The organism is Eubacterium maltosivorans (genome assembly GCF_002441855.2).
Taxonomy (GTDB): domain Bacteria; phylum Bacillota; class Clostridia; order Eubacteriales; family Eubacteriaceae; genus Eubacterium; species Eubacterium maltosivorans.
Map to the genome: position 1 here is coordinate 841,159 of NZ_CP029487.1, position 19,893 is coordinate 861,051.

The window sequence follows — 19,893 nt, forward strand, 5'->3', positions numbered from 1 at the left end:
AAAACACCTCTTTGGTTTTGAATCGGTAAAGAAAAGGTTAAAGCTCTGTTAAATCAGACTAAAGTACCTCAGACGAAAATATCCCCGGCTTGGGGGAGCCGGGGATATCAACAATAAAAGGTATAAGGAAAATTTTGGGGAGATGTAAGTAAGAGGTATGCATTAATAATATACCCTGATTTTAGTTTTTAAACTGCTGGAATACGCGATTTGTTTTTTTGAACACATGAATTCTAATTTTTTAACCCTTGAGTAAACTGGAATTTATCTTTTTGATTTTATAAACATAATTTGCTCTATTTATTTTCGTTATAATATTCATTTAATATATTTGCTAGAATTATAGGATTTTCTTCATTCACAACATGTCCAGTATTACTAATTATTTTTAATTTAGCATTTTGAATATTTTCAGATAAATAATATGCAGATTTAATGTTAGCACTATCTTTTTTCCCACAAATCACAAGAGTAGGACATTTTATACTTTTTACATTTTTACTGAAATCTAAATCTTTCATAGAGTTCCCCAAAATAAAAGTGTCTTTTTTATTAAATGCCATATTCTCAAATATTGATTTTGGCAAAAATCTAAAAACTATATTTTGAATACTAAACATTACTTTAGGAATTTTATGTGGAGTACCAATTAAAACTAAAGATTTTACTTTATGTGGGAAATCTAAAGTATAATTTAATGCTAATATACCACCTAACGAAATACCACATAAGTTTATTTGTCCATCATTATTATTACAATATTCTGTGAATAAAGAATATAAATTTTGATAACTCGCTTTTGTTCCGTTAAGAATAGAAAATAAATTCGGACACAAAATATCTTTTTTGTTTTCCATATATGAAATTGTTTCATCCCAGCTTGTTGATTTATGTCCCGAACCGTGTATAAAAATCTTTTTCATTAACATCTTCCTCACAAATTCTAATTTATTACGATACCTTAATTATATCGTTTTCTCTCAAATACAACAACTTATTTGTTCACGCTTGATAAACAGCCTGATAAAATCCAGTAAAACTAAAAACCAGACCATAGAAATCATGCGCGCCATGAGCCTTTATATTGACTTTTGTTGCATATACACTGTTTATTCGTAAAGAAATCGGATATGCTTTATATAAGCTATTAAGTAGAAATTAAATACGGAGGGGTTTTATGACAATACCAGAAATCATGAAGAATCGGATGAGTTTTTCTTTTGAGGTTTTTCCGCCAAAGGAGGAACAGCCGCTTGAGCCGCTGCTTGACACACTTGATCATCTCTACGCGTTCAAGCCGGATTTTATCAGCTGTACCTATGGCGCCGGCGGAACCAATGCGGGCAGAAATGTGGAAATTTGCAAGGCCATTAAGGACAGTGGCGCAACGATCCCCATCACCCATTTTACCTGTATTGGGAATTCCAAAGATAAAATCCGTGATGAACTCAGAAACTACCTGTCACTGGGCGTAGATCATATTCTGGCGCTGCGGGGCGACTTTCCAAAGGGCAGTGCTTCGACGGGCGGAGATTTTGATTATGCCAACGAGCTGATCGCTTTTATAAAAGAAGCGTTTCCAGAGTTCAGCATTGCCATGGCTGGGGACCCGGAAAAGCATTTTGAGGCCAGCAGCTTTGACGAGGATATTGCCCATCTGCGCATAAAGCAGGATGCCGGCGCTGATTTTATTATGACACAGCTCTGCCACGATGTTGCCCACTATGAATGGTGGGTCGAAAAAATCCGGAAAGCGCATATCACATTGCCGATTGATGTGGGTATTATGCCCGTTCTGGCTAAAGACCCGACCATCCGCATGGCGGTATCCAACGGCAGCTCCATTCCAAGAGACCTGGCTGAAATTATTGCACGCTATGGCGATAATCCAAAAGATTTTAAAAAGGCCGGCGTGGAGTATACCGTCAAACAGATCCACCGCTTTATAAGCGCCGGAATCGACGGGCTGCACATCTACTCCCTTAACAAATGGGCGGACATTTCCGAGATTGTCCGTGCTGCCGGTATCCGTTGACCGATATGATAAAAAGACAGGGCTCCGCCTTTATTTAAAGTTATTCTTAAGCTGTATTCATTATGATAATGAGAAAATATACCATAGAAAGAAGGCATTTTTGATGAAATTAAGTGCTCGCAACCAATTGGCCGGAAAGGTCGTCTCGATTAAAGAAGGCGTCGTAAACGGCATTGTTGTTTTAGACATCGGCGGTGGAAACCAGATTTCCTCCACCATCTCCATGGATTCTATCAGAGAGCTGGGCTTGCAGGTAGGTTCGGACGCCTATGCGGTGATCAAAGCGACCTCTGTCATGATCGGCATTGATGACTAACACTAAAAAACCAGGACACCTCATTTAAAGCGTCCTGGTTTTTTTAAAGCTGCGCTTTATATGCTTCCAGCAGCGCCGCGTATTCTCTGTAGGGCACCCTATACTTCTTGGAGCAGCCACAGCCAAGCCCCACGCAGTATGGTTCCAGATGCACCTCTATCCAGTCGTCCAGGTCCAGATTACCATCGAACTGGGACCATATTTTCGACTCGATCTTTTCTCTGTTTGAATCAAAGGGATAACGAACCCCTACAAAGCGCGGACTGTAGGATAGCTCGATAATATCATCGTCCCGCACATTTTTATCATTTTCATCCCTCCGCTTTTCGGCCTCTGCCTGAAGGCGTTCAATTTCCTGATCCAGCTTTCCAAGCATTTCCAGATAAGCTGCCTGCACGCTTTCGGGGATACCCACATAGAGGGCTTGTCCCTTTTTATTTTCAATGCCGAACTGCTCTTCCATCCACTTGGCCATACCAAACTTAAAGCATAGCGCTGGACCTTCCTTTTTATTGGTTTCGGCATAGCAGCTGATAAAAGCCGGATTTTTCAGGGCCTCGCCGTTTACCATGACCTGTTCACATTTATAACCGCGCAAAGTCGTTTTCTTGGCGGCGTCCTCATCGGTTAAAGGGGCTGTGCGGAGTTCAAACACGGCATTTTTACCACCCAGCTCTGTTTCAAATCTAAATTCCATCCATTCCACCTCATTCTGTCAATTTTCCTCGTCTATTATACACCTTACACCCAAGAATTTCAGCAAAAATTCAATATAAAAAGTGGTTTATAAAACTGTTTTATCTGAATTTAAAGGAGTGAATAATGCCCATATACAAAAAGACAGAGGATATAAAAAATCCTCTGTCTTTTTCAGCGGCGGCCTAAGCCTGCTGCCTTCTTTTAACATCCTCTAAAAAAGCTTCTAGGCTTCTGTCATGGAGCTTTTCTCCTTCTTCGGAAAACAGGCAGCCTGGTATCTGCCCCCGTCCCCGATGCTTGGCGATACATTCACAGCAGTAGCCATGCTGTTTACAGCCAAATTCAGTACAGGTACAGCCCTGCTCATTTTTATCCCTCCGGCAGATCCGCTCTTCAACAGTTTCGGGTGTTTGACATGTGTTGCAGCTCATGATGATACTCCTCCTGATTTGTTTTTCAGGATTATTATAACACAGTGCCCGACGCTTTGAAAACTTTCCTTCTTTTTCTCCCACAATATCCCATCTTAACTATAGGCTTTTGCCTGATTTTATGATATTATTTTAGGAAGTATAAAAATCAAGAATCACAACAGGAGAGAATAGATGGAGACAAACGAAAAAACCAATTTTATTATCAACGCCATTGATGAGGATAACAAAAACCATGTGTATACCAACGAGCGTGTGCATACGCGTTTTCCGCCCGAACCCAATGGCTATTTACATATCGGCCACGCCAAGGCCTCTTTGCTGAACTACCGCGTTGCCAAAAAGTACAACGGAAAGTTCAACCTGCGTTTTGACGATACCAACCCGGTCAAGGAAGACATTGAGTACGTCAACTCGATCAAGGAGGATTTATCCTGGCTGGGCATTGACTGGGAGGACCGCCTCTACTTTGCATCCAGCTATTTTTCCAAAATGGCGGATTACGCGGTGGAGCTCATTAAAAAGGGGCTGGCCTTTGTGGACGACCTGAATGCCGACCAGATCCGTGAGTACCGGGGCACCCTCAAGGAGCCTGGCAAAGAGAGCCCTTACCGCAACCGCTCTGTATCCGAAAACCTCGAGCTTTTTGAAAAAATGAAGGCCGGCGAATTTGAAGAGGGCGTCAAGGTGCTCCGCGCTAAAATCGACATGGGCAGCCCGAATATGAACATGCGGGACCCGGTCATTTACCGCATCCTGCACACCAAGCACCCCAACACCGATGAGGACTGGTACATCTACCCCATGTACGACTTTGCCCATCCGGTGGAGGACGCCATCGAGGGCATCACCCATTCCCTGTGCACCCTGGAGTTTGAAGACCACCGTCCTTTCTACGACTGGGTTCTGGCCAACCTGGACGATTTTAAGGCTGAGCACCCCCGCCAGATCGAGTTCGCCAAGCTGAACCTGTCCGGCACCATCATGGGCAAGCGCTACCTGAAAAGGCTGGTGGACGAGGGCATCGTGGACGGCTGGGACGACCCGAGGCTGGCGACCATCTCCGGTATGCGCCGCCGTGGCTACACCCCGGAGGCCATCCAGGCCTTCTGTGAGGAAATCGGTGTGGCCAAGGCCAACTCCACTGTGGACATCGCCATGCTGGAGCATTTTATTCGCGACGACCTGAAGCTGAAGGCGCCGCGTGTCAACGCTGTGCTCGACCCTCTCAAGGTCACCATTACCAATTATCCCGAGGATCAGATCGAATGGCTTGAAATTGAAACCAACCTGGATGTACCGGAAATGGGTATGCACAAAATGCCCTTTGGCCGTGAAATCTATGTCGAAAAATCCGACTTTATGGAGGTTCCGGTCAAGAAATACTTCCGCCTCTTCCCGGGCAACGAGGTCCGCCTGAGAGGCGCATACTTCATTACCTGCAATGAGGTGGTTAAGGATGCAGACGGCGAGGTCATCGAGCTGAAATGCACCTATGACCCGGAGACAAAATCCGGCTCTGGTTTTACAGGCCGCAAGGTCAAGGGAACCATCCACTGGGTATCTGCCGCCGAAGGGAAACAGGTCGAAGTCCACATGCTGAACCCGCTGCTCAAGGACGAAGAAGGCTTTGACGCCGACACCTTCCTCGATAAGATCAACCCGGATTCGCTGCAGAAGATCACCGCCTGGGTCGAACCGCGTGTAATGGAGGCCGCCCCTTACGATAAATTCCAGTTTGTCCGCCAGGGTTATTTCTCCGTGGATCCCAAATATTCAACCGCGGAAAATCCGGTCTTTAACCAGGTGGTGCCGCTCAAGAGTTCCTGGCGTCCCGGCAAATAGAGCATAAAACATCGAGGAGTAAATAAATATGATTTGGTCACTGAAAGAAACCCTGCCCCGTGAAGAAATCCGTGAAATTCAATTCAAACGTCTGAAAAAAACACTTAAGCACGTGTACAAAAATGTGCCCTACTACCGAAACCTGTTTAAGGCCAATAAAATCAAGCCTGAGGATATCCGCTCTCTGGAGGATCTGCGTTTCCTCCCCTTCACCACCAAGGAGGACCTGCGGATGAACTATCCCTTTGGCCTGTTCGCGGTGCCTAAGGAAAAAATCGTGCGCTACCACGCGTCCTCCGGTACCACCGGCAACCCCACCGTGGTGGGCTACACCAGGAAGGATCTTGAAACTTGGGCCGAATGTATCGCCCGCCTGGTTACCATGGGCGGCGTGACAAAACGGGATACTGCCCATGTATCCTTTGGCTACGGCCTGTTCACCGGCGCTTTTGGCCTGCACCAGGGCCTTGAAAAGGTTGGGGCCGGGGTTGTGCCCATGTCCAGCGGCAATACCCAGAAGCAGATAAAAATCATGAAGGATTTTGGCGCCACCGTCCTCATCGGCACGCCATCCTACGCGCTGCGCCTGGCCGAGGTGGCCCAGGATATGGGCCTGGATCCGGCAGTGGATTTAAACCTGCGGGTCGGCTGTTTTGGCGGCGAGGGCTCCACCGAGGCCATGCGCGCCAAGATCAACGAGGCCTTTGGCCTGTTCGCCACTGAAAACTACGGGATGAGCGAGCTCATCGGGCCCGGTGTCTCCGGCGAGTGCCCTGCGCTCACCGGCATGCACATCAATGAGGATCATTTTATCGCGGAAATCATTGACCCGGTCACCCTGGAGGTACTGCCAGAGGGCGAAACCGGCGAGCTGGTCATCACCCCCATCACCAAGCAGGCTCTGCCGCTGATCCGTTACCGCACCAAGGATATCACCCATCTCGACTACACCACCTGTGCCTGTGGCCGCACCACGGCCCGCATGGCTAAAATCGAAGGCCGTACCGACGATATGCTCATCATCAGCGGCGTCAATGTCTTCCCGTCTCAGATTGAGGAAGTGCTGCTGAGCATTGACGGCATTGGCTCCAACTATCTGATTACCGTGAGCAAGAAGGGGTATCTGGATAAAATCGAGATTGATGTGGAGGTGGTCGACCACGACCTGCTGGATTCGGTGACCAAGCTGGAAGCGCTTTACACCGAAATCAAGACCAAGCTGCACACCATTCTGGGAATCCACCCAACCATCCACCTCGTTGAACCCAAGAGCTTAAAACGTTCCGAAGGAAAGGCCCAGCGTGTCCTTGACCTTCGGGGCGAAAAATAAGGAGACCCGATATGTTAATTAAACAATTATCCATTTTTATCGAAAACAAAAAAGGACACCTCGCCAGCATCACCAAGGTGATCTGTGACGCCGGAATTGATATCCGGGCCATCTCGGTTTTTGACAGCTCCGAGTTCGGCATTCTCCGTCTGGTTGTCAACGAGCCCTACAAAGCCGCCGAGCTTTTGAAGGAAGCCGGCCATGTGGCCAAAATGACCGATGTGCTGGCCGTTGAGCCTGAGGACCGTATCGGAGCCATGTACCGCATTTTTGACACCCTGTCCGATAATGACATCAATGTGGAATACGTCTATTCCTTTGTCATGCGCAATCAGGGCGCCATGCCGCTGGTCATGATGAAAACCAGCGATCAGGAAAAAGCCCTTGAGGTGCTCAAAAGCTCTGGCGTCATCGTCCTGCCAAAGGAAGAGGTGTATCAGGTCGACTAAAAACCTTTTTCAGACAAAAAAACACAGAGCCTCACCGCCCTGTGTTTTTTTTATTCTATTCCTGAACAGGATTACAGCAATTCCTCGGCCTTTTCAGGTGTAAAAATAAGCTGTTTATCCTCTGCCTTAGCGGTTCCCTCGAGGCGGTAGCCCTTGGGGCCGCCGTCCATGGTCGCTGCCAGCACCCAGGCTTTCGGGTTGCTCAGCAGGTTTTTCTGCGTCACTTCCATTTTGTAAATCCCAAAGGTGATGGTCTCGTCGCCAACCTCCCCTTTACCTGCGATAATCGGATGCGGAAGATTGTTTTCCCCCACTGTATCAATCACTACAAACGCTGAACCTTCAATTACTTTTTTGATGTCTTCCTGGATTTTCATCACCATGCTCCTTTATTTTTATTGGTAGCAGTTTACTCCGGATTTGCTATCTGGTATAATTATACTACCACAACGTAATGTAATCAATTACGCAGTTTATTATGAGTAGGTGAGAAAAAAATGAGCACTCCTGAAACACTTAAAAAACAAACCTGTACCAGCCACTGCCCCTGCGGCACTTACTGCCCCTTATCGGCGGCCCTGAGCCTCATCGGCGGCAAGTGGAAAATCCCGATTATCTGCGCCCTGAAGCAGGACGGCCCCACACGCTACAACGAGCTGAAGCGAAAGATCACGGGCATTACCAACACCATGCTCGCCAGCTCTCTGAAGGAGCTGGAAAGCAATGGGCTGATCTGCCGCAGGCAGTATGATGAAATGCCGGTCCGGGTAGAATACAGTCTGGCCGGGCCGGCTGAGGACCTGATCCCGGTTCTGTCCCAATTTGCGCTGTGGGGAAAGCAGATGCACGATCAGGCCGCTCCCGCTGCACGCGAATAATTCGTTTCATTCAGACAGCCGCAATGCGGAAATACAGGCATTCAGCCCTGCGTACTGCCTGCCGTTCCATGCGCCACCGCGATGTGGTGGCGCTTTATCTTATGCTGCAGGTTCTGTCTGGAAATGCCTAAAACTCTGGCGCTTTTAGAAATATTGTAACAGTTCTCATGAAGCACCGTGAGCAGGATTTCTTTTTCATAGGCATGGAGGGCTTCCTTCAGGTCGCGTGTTTTTGTTTCTCCGCCATTCATTTTCATACCTCCGTTTCATCCAAATATCTGGTCGTAAGCCTTTTGATCAAAGGGGACCTTGCGCCCGACGCAGTCGTACTTTTTACACAGGCTGCAATTATCATAATCCTCGTCCCCTGAAAAGAGCAGCTCGGACACCGTGTAGCCTGGCTGCATATAGTTCTTGCCCGTCAGCCGGACCCCGATGGTCTCTGTCACGTCTCCGATGATCTCGAAAAGGGCCGGGTTATTGGCAATGGGCCAGTCGGGCAATGAGCCCGGATTCAGGCGGCCCATATGCTCAAAGCCAAAGTGTGTCTTTAAATAATGGTCTACGGTGGCCCGGGCCTCTCTGAGCGCCGCGTATTTCAACAAATCGCGCGCCTCGTCCGAGGGGCCCTCCAGAGCGTCCAGCTCATCGCCCGCGGTCACCACGGTGGCGAAAACCCGCTCGGTTCCCTTCAGCTTTTCCGCCAGCAGGTGGCTTTCAAAAATTGTATCCCCAACCTGCACACGGTCCCGGCCGAGGTCCTTTACCGGACACCACTTAATCATGGCTCTGGGCCTTACAAGCTTTTCGGCCGGGCCGGCCCAGCGGAGCAGCTCCTGACAGACCGTTGACTGCGGCTCCAGGTGCTTGTCTCTGGCAAAGCCCTCAATATCATAATGAATTTCCATAGGGTTAAATACGATTTTTTCCATTTTGTTTTCCGCCTTTCTCGCGATCACTTTTTATCATCAAGCAGGTCACCACCGCCAATAGCGCCATGACCAGCATAAGCTGATAGGCCAGTGTAAAGCTGCCTGTTGCCTTTTTAATTGCGCCGCCCGCATAATTGCCAATCATGGAGCCCAGCCCCAGCGAAAGGTTTAACAGCCCAAAAAGACGGGCCGTTTGATCCGGCGGCAGAATTCTGGAAACATAGGTGGGATGCAGGCCAAAAATGCCATTGTAGGTCAGGCCAAAGATGGCGCAGGCCAGAAGCGCTCCGGCCGCTCCGCCTAAAAAGACCACCGCGGCAATGGACAGCACCGATACGCTGTAGGTGATGAGCATGGCCGTTTTGGCAGAGGTGCGGTCTGCCAGCACCCCGGCAATAAAGCCGCTGAAGATGCCGATAAAGCCAAACAGGCTCCAGCAAAGCCCGGAGACCTGCCCGCCGAGCCCCAGATCCTCCTGCATGAGCGGAACAATGTAGCTCTGAAAGGGGATCAGGTATAGGCCTGAAATCACCAGCAGCAGAACCAGCAGCAGATAATGCCGCCAGACACCGCCGGCGGGCGGCGCTACCCCCGCAGCAGGCCCGGCACCCTGTCGACGCCGCGCTGTTTCGCTCTGCCCGCGCTGTTTTTTTCAAGCGCGGTGATGGCATAAATTCCCACAGCTCCGAGGAGCAGGCTGATAACGCCAAAGACCAGCCACACCGTGTGTCCGTCACCGTTTTCAAGAAGCCACGGGATAAGCACACCGTTTAAAATCAAACCAAAGGAGGTTCCGCTGGAGATAATGCCCAGACTCTTTCCCCGGTTCTTCTCCTGGATGTTTTCTGCCACAAAGGCCACCATGGGGATCCACGAGGTGGCGGCAAAAATTCCCTGAAGGGTGACCACCCCGAGCAGCACCCAGGGGTTATTCACAAAGGCCAGCAGTGTGACGCTGACCCCGCAAAGCACAACCGAGCCTGAAATCAGATGCCTGGCGCTGACCACGCTGCAGAGCAGCCCGCCAAGCAGAGAAAACAGCAGATAGGCGCCCTGATGAAAGGCGTTAATCCGGCCGACAAATTCATAGTCAATTCCCAGCTCTTTTACAATATTAGGGGTAATCATCGAAAAAATATATCTTCCAAAAGCAAAGGTAATCGTGATAAAGCCTGTCAGGCAGCAGACATAAATGAGCTCTCTGCGTCTTTCAGTCATGATAATCCCTTCCTTCTGTTTTTCAGTTTTTTAAAAATGTCCAGAGCCTTGCCGCCCCGGGAATCCGCGTCCTCATGACAGCGCGTCCTCTTTTTTCTCATACGGATCAAAATTTTTTCTATGACCCCCGGGGTTTCCAGGGCTCTGCACCCCTTTCCAAAATACCGCGCAGCGTCCAAAAGCTTCCGGGATATTTCCTGTTCACACCACTTTTTTCTAAATCCATTATACTTTCCTTTCCCTGTTTTAAACAAGCCTTTTCTGTCTAAAACAGATTAAATTTCCTGACACTATACCAATGCAATTTTCGTGCCAGTTCCTTCAATATTTTGGAGAAAGGGCTGTTTTTTTAAACACCTAAAATATCTTATAAAATCACAATTATTTTATAAAAACAGGTCTTTTGGGGAATCTGTATCTCCCTCTTCCTGCATAAAACCATTACACGCAAAATATGGCGACATTTCCTTTATTCACGCCATTGTCAACGTTTTAAGACCTGCTTTTTTTAGCGGTGCTCAATTTTTTGCACCAAAAAGGTTTTAAACAGCGGCAAAAAATAGAAAAATCTTGAGCTTTTTCAGACTTTTTTTAACAAATCAGGCACCTGCGCTTACGGCAGTACCTCCACATGCACATAGCCGCTGCTGTAATAGGGCAGCACATTCATGCCCAGCTTCTGGGCGGTCTGGGTCAGGTCGCCCACCCCCACGCCCGGACAGTACAGATCCGCCGCGCAGCCCCGCTTGTGAAAGGACCAGCTGACGCCCCCGACCTCCTCGTTGCGCGCCGCACACCTTACCCCTGAGGTGATGATGACTGGCTGGTCATACCAGCACCGCAGGGCTTCGATTTTCTCCAAAAGCTCTGGCCGCATCTCGCAGGGCCAGCCGTCACAATAGCCCGCGCAGTCACACCGGTATTCTGCCATGGCAAAATGAGGAGAGGCCATGAGCGGCTCCGGTTCTTCCGGCTCTGGCGCTTCAGCATTTTCCTGCCCCTCTGCCGGGATTTCCGGCTCTGCGGGCCGCTCTGGCTCCTGTATTGCCTGCTCCACGACTGGCTCGGCCGTGGGTGCCGGCGGGGCGGTCTCCCCAGCCAGCCGGCCGAAAAAGACCAGGGCGGTCAACGCGCAGACAGCCGTCAGTATGAAAGCCGCGCCTTTCCGACAAATGTTCATTCGTTTTTCCTTTCGCTTTTCGTTCATCCATAACCATCACTTTCCCGATAAAAAAAGGGGCTTTCGCCCCTTACTTACACAGCTTCTTCAATGACCACATCGGTTTTGGTGGTGTCCACCTTCACGGCTCCGGCCACCTTGACCAGGCCAAACCCTTCGGGCAGAAAGGCGCCCTGGTCCACAATGGCCTGGGCCCCTGCCTTGATCTCGGCATCGGTGATGCCCTCCTTGTAATCGGGAATGGTGATTTTAAACTCCTTCCCGTCCGCACGCTGAAAATAAATGGTTAAATCTTTGCTGGTTGTTGCTGCCATGTTTGTTTCCTCCTGTTGTTTTAATTTTAATACCTGTCTGCGGCACGACGGGGGCGTCGTGCCCTGCCTTTAGGCTGTAGGGAACCACGCCCCCGTGGTTCCGCGCTGTTTTCCATTGAGAACCTGTTGAAATCGCTATGCCACTTCGATGAGTTCCTCCGCAGTCACCTTTACCTGCTTTTCCCGGATGGGCTCCTGCATGCCGGTGATGGCCTTGGCGGTGCCCACAAAGGCGGCGTCGGTCACTTCGGGATCAATGTCCCCGTAGGTCTTAGAAGATTTGACGATCTTCCCTTCCCGTTCTCCATGGTTTACGGTCACCTTCATCCCGACGGATTCGACGTTTTTTTCAATTGCCATTTTTCTTACCTCCTGAATTGTATTTTGTCTGGCGTTTTGCCTTACACTTATACAATAGGATTTTGACTGCAAAAACATCCCTTTCTTAAAAAACTTTTTTCTAAATTTTTACAGCGCTATGCCAAAAGCCTTTCTAAGACGCTGGATACCGCTTTTCCGCCGTTTCTCAATGGTGCTGACTGGTGCTCCTTTCATGGCAGCGATGGCTTTGACAGACAGTCCTCTGTAATACCGCAGCTCCAGTACTTCTTTCTGCTCTGGCGAAAGCTCCCGCATCTCTTGGTTCAGCTTAAGGCACAAGGCTGTTTTCACCTCGGCTTCTCTTGCCTCCCCGCTGTTTTCCATGGCGAGACGCTCCTGATGGGCGTACAGGCTCTGATCCTCCATGGTGCACTGCCTTTCTTTTTCTTTCGCGTTTTTCTTGGCCTGCTCCACAAAGTGGTGAAACAGCCGGTTTTTCAAATAAAAGGGAAAGACCACGCCCAGCTCAGCCTGGTAGGCGCTCAGCGTTTCCAGCAGCACCACACTGGCTTCCTGCAGGCCATCCTCATAATCTGCCGGGTCGTAGATGTATTTTTGCACCATGGACAGCATTAAAGGCTGAAAGGTGTGCAGCAGCAGCTCAAAGGCGTTTTCATCGCCTGCTTTCGCATCCCTTACCCACGCATCTACCAGCTTGTACTGCTTTTTCATTCTTCCTCCTCCCGGATACTCTTAAGCGCAAGGACAATGCCCGGGTAACGGCTCTCCACCGAATCCGAAAAATCATTAAACAAGTCCTCGGCCTCCTCATCGCTTCTCGCGAAAAAGCCCATGTCTAAAAAGCACTCAGCCTTGACCCGGTAGGCTCGTCTCCGCCCGATGATCCCCGGGCCGGTTCCGTAAAAATTTTGCGTATGTATGGCGCACCTCCTGTATGAATATATATAATATATAAAATAATAATGTTATTGTTATTTATGTCGACACGGGTGTCGGTGATTTGGCGTCCACTTTTTGTTTTTTCCAAAATTTGCCGACACCCGTGTCGGTCATGCCTGTGGACAGCTTTTTCCGGAATCCTTCTCCGGTTCCAGTAAAAAGGACTCCGGATTACCTGCGTAATCGTAAACCATGGTCGCCTTTTGGGATAACACATGCTTTATTTCGCACGGCTTTACATTGGGGCGCAGGGGAACCATGGTGTAGATCCCCGCGCCTTTGGCATTGCCCTTTTGATAGATGATCCGCCCCTTATCCTCAAGCTCCTGCCGGTAACGCATCATCTGCCGTTCTGAGCAGTGCATCACATCGGTGATCCGTTTGTTGCCAATGACAAACTCTACGCGCCAGAGCCATTCGCCGGAGGTCGTGAGCAGGGCACACCAGCTGTTAAACACCATGAGCACCACCCATAAGGAGAAAGCTCCTGAGCTCAGCGCGTGATCCTCCAGCCACTCAAACAGATAGCGGATCTCCTTGAAAAAGCTCAAGCCCCATACTCCACAATAAAACGGATATCCTCAAACAGCGCTTCCTTATGCTTAAGGCGGCTGATCTCTTTGTCAAGATGGGCAAGATTGCGGTGAAGCGCCCCGTTTGTAGACGCTTGCTTCTCAAGGGCTTCTGTCAGAATTGATATAGTTTTATCCTTTGCGTAATCAATGCTGCCCAGGGACTCCAGATACACAAAGGGCGGATAACAGCCTGTAATGATGGCGCAGAAGCGGCCCGCTTCCCGCCTCAGGCTGGCGGCTCCCATAAGCCTGAGCGTATCACCGTTTACCAGATAGGCCGGATGCCGTTTTCCGTCTGAGCACAGGACCCGTTCCATTCTCACGCCGCCGGGAAGCGCTATCTTCTCCAGAAAATCTTTACGACAGCGAAGCCCCAGATAATCACAGAGGTCTGTCGCCACATACCAGTAGGCCCGGACCTCAAAGAGATCACGATCTCCCCTCATCTCATTAATCAGCTTTTTGAGATGGATGATCTGATCCATCAAAGCGCCCGACTCATTGTCACGGGCGGTCATCAGACGCTCTTTAAGCTTCGATATTTCATGGTGTAAAACAGAGACGTGCAGCTCACGCTTTTCCTGGATCAGCGCGCAGCGTACATCAGCGTATTCGGATAATTCCAGGGTTTTTTCCTCAACAATAATGGTTTCCTGATCGATTTTTCGGTTTAATATTTCTTTCATTTTCAGTCCTCCTCTTAGGCTTAATCCACTTTTAAAACAACAGGAACGGATACATTACAGCGCACTTCAAGACCTGCCCTCTGAGGCTCACAGCTAAACAGCCAGCCGCAAAGCGCATCCCATTTTCCGAAAAGTCGACGATCTCTTTTTGTCCTTTTCACGGTTCTGCGCTTGGCGTCAAGCATTTTTCTCAACCCCGTTTCATCCACAAAGTTCTTGTACTGAACACGCTCTGGGTTTCCTGGATGCGGGATGGGCAAAACCCGCACGCCCAGCCCATTAAAATGCCGGCTGGTAAAGCGGCCAGCTTTTTTAAAGCCCAGTACCCGTTCCACATCCGTGGTGGCGTAGAACACCTTTCGCCCGCCAACACAGATGGTATCCACCTTACCATAGGCGCTGTGCTCCAGCTTATGATAGCTTTGGAGAATTCTTTTTACTTTTTCCGGAAGTTTGACGACAAAATGCTCCCGCTGGGAACCATGGTTATTTTGACCGCATGGAACCGCTCCCTTTTCCGCTGTTTTTTTGGAAAAAGTGTTTTGTTTCTTTTGTACTGATTTCTTCATCTTCAGTCCCTCCTCATTCAATTATTGACCCGCGCTTTCCTGCGCTGACCTTGACTCTATTCTACAGCCTGATGGCCTGTGTGAGAATGTACTCGGAGTTGGACTTTTTTCCTGGAACCGGCTTTTTCCAGAGCGGATCGCCGTTGGCGTCTGAGCATTTCAGGCGCAGCAGGCTGTACCAGTTTTCAACACGGATGGTCCCGTCTATCAAACGGGCGGCAAAGGCCTGTGCCCAGGTTGCCAGCTGGCGCAGCCGGTTTTTTCTGGCGTCCTTGCGGTCAGGCTTCCCGCTCTTGCCGGGGCCTGGTATACCAGCCTCTGGCCGCAGGCCCAGAGGGCCCTGAACAACCTTTTGGGCATAGGTTGCGTTTTTCTGAAAATCCCGCCTTCTGGCCTCGGCCTGCTCTTCCTCAAAATAGACCACCAGCTCCCCGGCCTCCAGCAGCTCTAAAATATCCTCGGTCAAAAGCTTCTCATAGACCTCGGAGCTGTAACGGCAGTGCTTGATCATCTCGAGGGTGAGCACCCGGTGGCAGTACTGGAGCTTTTTAAAGCAGGCGAATTCCCGCCGCTTTTTACAGTCGGGGCAAAAAAGAACCGGTATGAGGAAGATGGTGATCTCCTCATACCGGTTGATTACAATGCGCACCGCGAAACCATTACGGTTCAGCTTTCTAAGACACTTGCGTGTCTTTTTCCTGAGCCGTTTTTTATATTTTTTGTTGTAGCTTGTCAATACCGCCTTGCCGCTGGTCGTCCTTTTTAGGCGGGGCTTTCGCTTTCTTCTGCGTTTTGGCGGCTTTGGTTTTTCCCCCTCTTTTTCGGGCCCGGGCGCGGCGATGTCCAATACTTCCCTGTCAATCGGAATATCGTTCTGGCAGCGCAGCTCAAGGCCTTCGTTAAGGTTTAGCTCATATAGACGGGGAACCTTTTCGGTCGTTTTGATCATCGTTTCCACAAGCGCCCGCGCCGCCGGGGTTGGCGCTTTGAGGATGGCCTGGGCCGGGGTATCTTCTGGGGTGATGAGGGGGATTAAGGTGTAGTGGGATTCGGGCAGGTGGATGGTCATAATGGGGGCTCCTTTGTTATTTTTGAATTTGGCGGGCGGTGGGCGCATTGGGTTTTAAAAAAAGAAAAACCGGCAAGCGAAACGCATATTGCTATGCTTTCGCTTGCCGGTTGATTGGGATGTGTCCCGGAAACCATGGATTTTATTATAAGATAAACTGATGACCCTTTCTGTAAAACTAAACACAATTCTTTAAATCTATAAAAGCGATTTTTTAATAAACTTATCCAAAATTCCACTTTTTTTTGAAATTATAATTATTGTCAATGTTATTGCCGCAATTATCAAATATCTTATAAGTAAATAATTTATAAATAATGCAGTACAACTTCCTGTTATACAAACAATTAATAACGTACCTAACAAATATTTTAAACTTATAACTTTTTCCGTTAATAGTTTTTTACACCGTATATAATGAAGTATAAATAGCAACAGCTTTGAAATACAGGTAGCATATGCTGCTGCTATATATCCAAATTTTTTAATCATAAAATAATTAAAAATTATATTTGCAGTCATACACATTAGTGTCGTAACAGATATATAACCAGTTTTTTTCATAAAGTATTCCACACCTACAGAAAAAATATACATAAAATTCAAAAAAACTGCTATTGTTAATGGGATAAACGCATAGATACTATCCCAATAATCTGATTCCGTCATAATATGTATAATATCAGGTCCAATCAATAAAAAAACACAGCTTATATACATAAAAAAAATGATTAACAGGTTATTTTTTCTTATCAGTGTTTTGTAGTCTTTTTTGCCTAATAATGAATAAAACCAAGGCGTCCATGCATTATCTATGGATGTCATTATTACTGACAGTACCATCGTAATATTTACTGCAAGACCATATATTCCAGCCTCAGAATTCCCCACCATTGCCTGAATCATTATTTTATCACATTGTGAAAGAAGCGAAACTGAAAACTGGTGAGGCAGCAATGGCATACCAAGTCTTAAAGCATACTTATTAGCTGCTTTATATCGCTTTAATTTTGCCTTTCTACTTTGTAAAAACAAAATATATATTGCAACACAAATGGTCCCCACTGCTGTTCCAGTGATTCTAGCGGTTGAGCGGTCACCTGATAAAAAGAAAAAGCAAAGAAATATAGAGGTCCCAACATTAATTCCTGTCATCACGAAAGCAATCACTAAATTTTGAACGTACTGTCCTTCTATAACATATTTACACCCCATTATTCCATAAATTGCTGATGCAATACTTTGGATAACCAGCAAATTAAGAACAAGTGTACTCATCCAAACATTTGAAAAATCTATTAATGTAAATATTGTATTTATTAAAAGTAACCCACCCCCGCCAACCATTAACAATAGCTGAAACACTGATGAAACATATCTGTCGAAATTTTCTTTAAAGTCAAACTTTGCAACCTTAATTGACCCGGAAATTCCAAGGCCTATGGCAATACTAAGAATATTCTCATAAGAAATATAAGTGTTGTAGATTCCAAAATCATCCGTGGTCAAAAGTCTAGTAAACAGTGGAATGGTAAGAAATGGGATACCTTTTATCAACATATTACCTATTGTATACCAAACTCCCGCCTTTATTCCATTATATTTATTTTCTTTATTCACCCGCCTCATATCAAATTATACCTTTTCTATTATAAGTGTAGCCTTGCTTTTTTTCACTGCATCAGATTTCTGAAACGATCAACAATCTCATTATCAAACGCATAATGTATTATTTTCTTTGGCAGATTTGCTACCATTTTCCTTACCTCATCAATATTGATATCTTTATTCGACAATTGAATTAAAATATCGGCAATTACATCTAAAGCCTCATCATTCCAATCATAGCGTGCGATTTCTTGTGTGCCTAATCTGATACCATATCCATAGAATAAGTCTTTATGCTTTTTATTAAGTGTCACATCGCATTTGTAGGCATTATCATAAATCGTATCCATTTCATCTTTACTGCAACGAATGAAAATTTGATGAGTTGCCGAAATTTGCCCATCTATATTAGCTATATCATATCCTGCATCTCTCAGTTTTTCACCAAGATAGTTTGAACAATGAACCATATGGCTCATATATGCTGTACCATACTGTTCAAATTCAACAAGCGCAAACAAAAGACATATTTTTTGGTGCATTTGTGAATGACGCAGAAATTTCGGATTAATTTCTTTTTCCATCAACTCGTGAAGATTTTTTTCATTAGTCATAATTAATCCTGAAGCTGGACCGGGAAAAGTTTTATGAGTTCCACCAAACATAATAATATTTCTTTTTGTTTTAAGGGGATTAGGACATAGGCCAGCAGCAATCAACCCCATTAGCTGACTACAATCCCACATCAAGACGCAGTTTGTAGTATCAATTTTTTCAATATCTAACGGCTTGATTAAATCAGATGGGGCTAAGAGTATATACTGAATTCCCTTCTCTTTTACCATCAAATTAACGGCTTCATAATCAAGATCATTCTCATCTAAATCATATGGTGCAGATATTACTTCAACCCCCAATCGCTCCACAACCGGCTTAACTGATGCATGTCCACCGTGAGCTTTATCCAAGATCATCATTTTCTCACCTGGCTTACAATTTGTTTTTGTTATCATGTCAATGCAATGCATTCCAGTAAATGGACGAGGATCTGTATATTTAGCACCAAATATTCTTTCACATACTTCAGAAATTTTCTGATAAAATGGAAAAAGTTTTTCACAACCAATAAAATTATCATCCATATTAAAGGAATAAGTATTATTCATGATATAACGTTCTTGAAATCCAAAACTTAGTGGTAGGTTCGCAAATGGAGAGATTACATTTTCTGCAGCACATAACGGTAAAGCTGTTTCATGGTATTCTTTAAAATCATGAGAGAAATCGTAAAGCTGATCTAATTCTTTCTGTAAATCTACAGAATAACGCCCACCAATTTTTATGTTTTTATCCATCTTAAACAACTTTACACTTCCCTCCTGAACATCACGACATTGGTAATATACTCTTCCATCATAGCTAATTTTTTCATTTTCATCTGGTTCAACATCACAGATGTAAATATCACCTTTACATCGAAATCTAAATATGGAAGGTCTTATTTTTTTCAAAGAAGCCAAGCCAATAATATTACGTTCTTGTACCGCAAGTAAGTAGCAAATTTTTTTCATTATTTTAGAACCCGAATCGTTTAAATATTTATCATCAAACTCTCTCAGTTCTTCCAATGAATCGAACTCATGAATAACACCGTTGTTGCATCGTTTAGCATACATATACAGTTCTTCAAGATGTTCATCCTGAATGTCCGCCCAGAACTTATTTGTTGTTTCTGGTAATTCATATTCTTTATCAAGTATTTCAATGATTTTTTTTGAAAAACGTTTGGAAAAGAAAGCATATCCAAGCGTCACCCAAATATCATAACATTTATCGCCATAAAAAGTATCGAGAATACGGTCATCTCCGTCAGTTTCTATACCTCGTTCTGCAGATTTACCCGACATATACAAAGTACAATAATAAGAGTCATAGGCATAAGTCTGAAAAATATTTTCACTAAAATATAAATCTGAAGATGTAACAATTGTATTCTTCAAATAATTCTTTGCCGCATAAATACTAGCATGATTATTTTTACTTGTATACTCTGTTGTCTCTACAAGAATTACCCCATATTTTTCCACCAAATATTCAAAACGTTCTTTCATATGTCCGACAACCAGCACAACTTCCATAATGTTTTTTTCATGTAGCTGTTCAATCTGTCGTTCGACTAATTTTTCCCCCTTAACAGTTAACAATCCTTTGGGCAACTCATAGTTTAGGGGTACAAAACGAGTTGACATACCTGCCGCAAGAATTACAGCATTCTCCACTTTATGAGATTCTAACTCTTTCTCACCTTTTCGGGTAACCATATTTTCTTTTATAAATCCTTCAACACAAAGATACTCCACTGCATCATTAATAACCTCTTCAGGCTTATATAACTCATGAGCAAATGTCTCTACATCAATTGTTTTATTTTCATAACAATAACGAAGTACTTCAAATTGAATCTTAGTCATAGTTCTT

At 46.1% G+C, this 19,893-nt stretch carries 24 protein-coding genes and 1 pseudogene; 6 read left to right on the top strand and 19 right to left on the bottom strand.

The genetic code is table 11. From position 1 onward, the window contains the following. Window positions 1–296 precede the first annotated feature (296 nt). Window positions 297–923, bottom strand: a complete 627-nt coding sequence (locus tag CPZ25_RS04215; protein WP_207670842.1) for an alpha/beta fold hydrolase — start codon at window positions 921–923, stop codon at window positions 297–299. A gap of 254 nt (window positions 924–1,177) precedes the next feature. Between CPZ25_RS04215 and CPZ25_RS04220 the strand changes: the two genes are divergently transcribed. Both CPZ25_RS04220 and CPZ25_RS04225 read left to right on the top strand, forming a co-directional pair. Further along, the gene (locus tag CPZ25_RS04220) at window positions 1,178–2,035 is read left to right on the top strand and encodes a methylenetetrahydrofolate reductase (RefSeq protein WP_074616753.1); all 858 of its coding nucleotides are present in this window, start codon (window positions 1,178–1,180) and stop codon (window positions 2,033–2,035) included. Between the two features lie 103 nt (window positions 2,036–2,138). Next, window positions 2,139–2,351 carry a TOBE domain-containing protein gene (locus tag CPZ25_RS04225; RefSeq protein ID WP_096919762.1) on the top strand — a complete coding sequence of 71 codons (213 nt, stop codon included), beginning with the start codon at window positions 2,139–2,141 and terminating at the stop codon, window positions 2,349–2,351. Between the two features lie 43 nt (window positions 2,352–2,394). On the opposite strand, the gene CPZ25_RS04230 is transcribed toward CPZ25_RS04225, so the two are convergent. Further along, window positions 2,395–3,048 carry a hypothetical protein gene (locus CPZ25_RS04230; protein WP_074616752.1) on the bottom strand — a complete coding sequence of 218 codons (654 nt, stop codon included), beginning with the start codon at window positions 3,046–3,048 and terminating at the stop codon, window positions 2,395–2,397. A gap of 184 nt (window positions 3,049–3,232) precedes the next feature. Further along, window positions 3,233–3,481, bottom strand: coding sequence for a DUF6485 family protein (locus tag CPZ25_RS04235; protein ID WP_096919761.1), 249 nt, complete (start codon window positions 3,479–3,481; stop codon window positions 3,233–3,235). A gap of 174 nt (window positions 3,482–3,655) precedes the next feature. On the opposite strand from CPZ25_RS04235, the gene CPZ25_RS04240 reads away from it, so the two are divergent. From CPZ25_RS04240 to CPZ25_RS04250, 3 genes are read left to right on the top strand one after another with little or no spacing between them, the layout of a single operon-like run. Next, window positions 3,656–5,326, top strand: coding sequence for a glutamine--tRNA ligase/YqeY domain fusion protein (locus CPZ25_RS04240; protein WP_096919760.1), 1,671 nt, complete (start codon window positions 3,656–3,658; stop codon window positions 5,324–5,326). 28 nt (window positions 5,327–5,354) lie between these two features. Continuing rightward, a complete protein-coding gene (locus CPZ25_RS04245) occupies window positions 5,355–6,656 on the top strand; it encodes a phenylacetate--CoA ligase family protein (RefSeq protein WP_096919759.1) in 1,302 nt (433 codons plus the stop codon). A gap of 11 nt (window positions 6,657–6,667) precedes the next feature. Further along, complete coding sequence (locus CPZ25_RS04250) at window positions 6,668–7,105, top strand: amino acid-binding protein (protein ID WP_096919758.1); 438 nt, start codon at window positions 6,668–6,670, stop codon at window positions 7,103–7,105. A 71-nt stretch (window positions 7,106–7,176) separates the two neighbouring features. On the opposite strand, the gene CPZ25_RS04255 is transcribed toward CPZ25_RS04250, so the two are convergent. Then, complete coding sequence (locus CPZ25_RS04255; protein WP_096919757.1) at window positions 7,177–7,482, bottom strand: pyridoxamine 5'-phosphate oxidase family protein; 306 nt, start codon at window positions 7,480–7,482, stop codon at window positions 7,177–7,179. Between the two features lie 120 nt (window positions 7,483–7,602). Between CPZ25_RS04255 and CPZ25_RS04260 the strand changes: the two genes are divergently transcribed. After that, window positions 7,603–7,983, top strand: a complete 381-nt coding sequence (locus tag CPZ25_RS04260; RefSeq protein WP_096919756.1) for a winged helix-turn-helix transcriptional regulator — start codon at window positions 7,603–7,605, stop codon at window positions 7,981–7,983. A 41-nt stretch (window positions 7,984–8,024) separates the two neighbouring features. Here the strand turns inward: CPZ25_RS04260 and CPZ25_RS04265 are convergent, their stop codons facing one another. The 15 genes and pseudogenes from CPZ25_RS04265 to CPZ25_RS04335 all read right to left on the bottom strand — a co-directional run bounded on the left by CPZ25_RS04265 (window position 8,025) and on the right by CPZ25_RS04335 (window position 19,886). Then, window positions 8,025–8,234, bottom strand: a complete 210-nt coding sequence (locus tag CPZ25_RS04265; protein WP_207670843.1) for a helix-turn-helix domain-containing protein — start codon at window positions 8,232–8,234, stop codon at window positions 8,025–8,027. A 15-nt stretch (window positions 8,235–8,249) separates the two neighbouring features. Beyond that, window positions 8,250–8,915, bottom strand: coding sequence for a hypothetical protein (locus CPZ25_RS04270; RefSeq protein WP_096919754.1), 666 nt, complete (start codon window positions 8,913–8,915; stop codon window positions 8,250–8,252). Then, a pseudogene (locus CPZ25_RS20940) lies at window positions 8,896–9,486 on the bottom strand (MFS transporter); the annotation flags it as partial. The pseudogene CPZ25_RS20940 and the gene CPZ25_RS04270, both read right to left, overlap by 20 nt. Before the next feature lie 14 nt (window positions 9,487–9,500). After that, window positions 9,501–10,133: an MFS transporter gene (locus tag CPZ25_RS20945; RefSeq protein WP_096919752.1), complete on the bottom strand. Its 633-nt coding sequence runs from the start codon at window positions 10,131–10,133 to the stop codon at window positions 9,501–9,503. Between the two features lie 613 nt (window positions 10,134–10,746). Continuing rightward, window positions 10,747–11,313 carry a YcbK family protein gene (locus CPZ25_RS04285; RefSeq protein ID WP_096919750.1) on the bottom strand — a complete coding sequence of 189 codons (567 nt, stop codon included), beginning with the start codon at window positions 11,311–11,313 and terminating at the stop codon, window positions 10,747–10,749. A gap of 74 nt (window positions 11,314–11,387) precedes the next feature. Further along, window positions 11,388–11,627 carry a DUF2922 domain-containing protein gene (locus CPZ25_RS04290; protein ID WP_096919749.1) on the bottom strand — a complete coding sequence of 80 codons (240 nt, stop codon included), beginning with the start codon at window positions 11,625–11,627 and terminating at the stop codon, window positions 11,388–11,390. 135 nt (window positions 11,628–11,762) lie between these two features. After that, entirely contained in the window at window positions 11,763–11,987 is a 225-nt protein-coding gene (locus tag CPZ25_RS04295) for a DUF1659 domain-containing protein (protein ID WP_096919748.1), read from the bottom strand. Between the two features lie 108 nt (window positions 11,988–12,095). Beyond that, window positions 12,096–12,680, bottom strand: a complete 585-nt coding sequence (locus tag CPZ25_RS04300) for an RNA polymerase sigma factor (RefSeq protein ID WP_096919747.1) — start codon at window positions 12,678–12,680, stop codon at window positions 12,096–12,098. Beyond that, window positions 12,677–12,802: a hypothetical protein gene (locus CPZ25_RS21085; protein WP_341473487.1), complete on the bottom strand. Its 126-nt coding sequence runs from the start codon at window positions 12,800–12,802 to the stop codon at window positions 12,677–12,679. Before CPZ25_RS21085 ends, CPZ25_RS04300 begins: the two co-directional genes overlap by 4 nt. 216 nt (window positions 12,803–13,018) lie before the next feature. Further along, complete coding sequence (locus CPZ25_RS04310; RefSeq protein ID WP_096919745.1) at window positions 13,019–13,459, bottom strand: hypothetical protein; 441 nt, start codon at window positions 13,457–13,459, stop codon at window positions 13,019–13,021. Next, the gene (locus CPZ25_RS04315; protein ID WP_096919744.1) at window positions 13,456–14,169 is read right to left on the bottom strand and encodes a hypothetical protein; all 714 of its coding nucleotides are present in this window, start codon (window positions 14,167–14,169) and stop codon (window positions 13,456–13,458) included. Before CPZ25_RS04315 ends, CPZ25_RS04310 begins: the two co-directional genes overlap by 4 nt. A gap of 20 nt (window positions 14,170–14,189) precedes the next feature. Then, window positions 14,190–14,738, bottom strand: coding sequence for a hypothetical protein (locus CPZ25_RS04320; protein WP_096919743.1), 549 nt, complete (start codon window positions 14,736–14,738; stop codon window positions 14,190–14,192). A 61-nt stretch (window positions 14,739–14,799) separates the two neighbouring features. Further along, complete coding sequence (locus tag CPZ25_RS04325; RefSeq protein ID WP_096919742.1) at window positions 14,800–15,807, bottom strand: hypothetical protein; 1,008 nt, start codon at window positions 15,805–15,807, stop codon at window positions 14,800–14,802. 198 nt (window positions 15,808–16,005) lie between these two features. Beyond that, the gene (locus tag CPZ25_RS04330; protein WP_167495159.1) at window positions 16,006–17,427 is read right to left on the bottom strand and encodes a lipopolysaccharide biosynthesis protein; all 1,422 of its coding nucleotides are present in this window, start codon (window positions 17,425–17,427) and stop codon (window positions 16,006–16,008) included. 53 nt (window positions 17,428–17,480) lie between these two features. Then, window positions 17,481–19,886, bottom strand: coding sequence for an NTP transferase domain-containing protein (locus CPZ25_RS04335; protein WP_096919740.1), 2,406 nt, complete (start codon window positions 19,884–19,886; stop codon window positions 17,481–17,483). Between the last annotated feature and the right edge of the window lie 7 nt (window positions 19,887–19,893).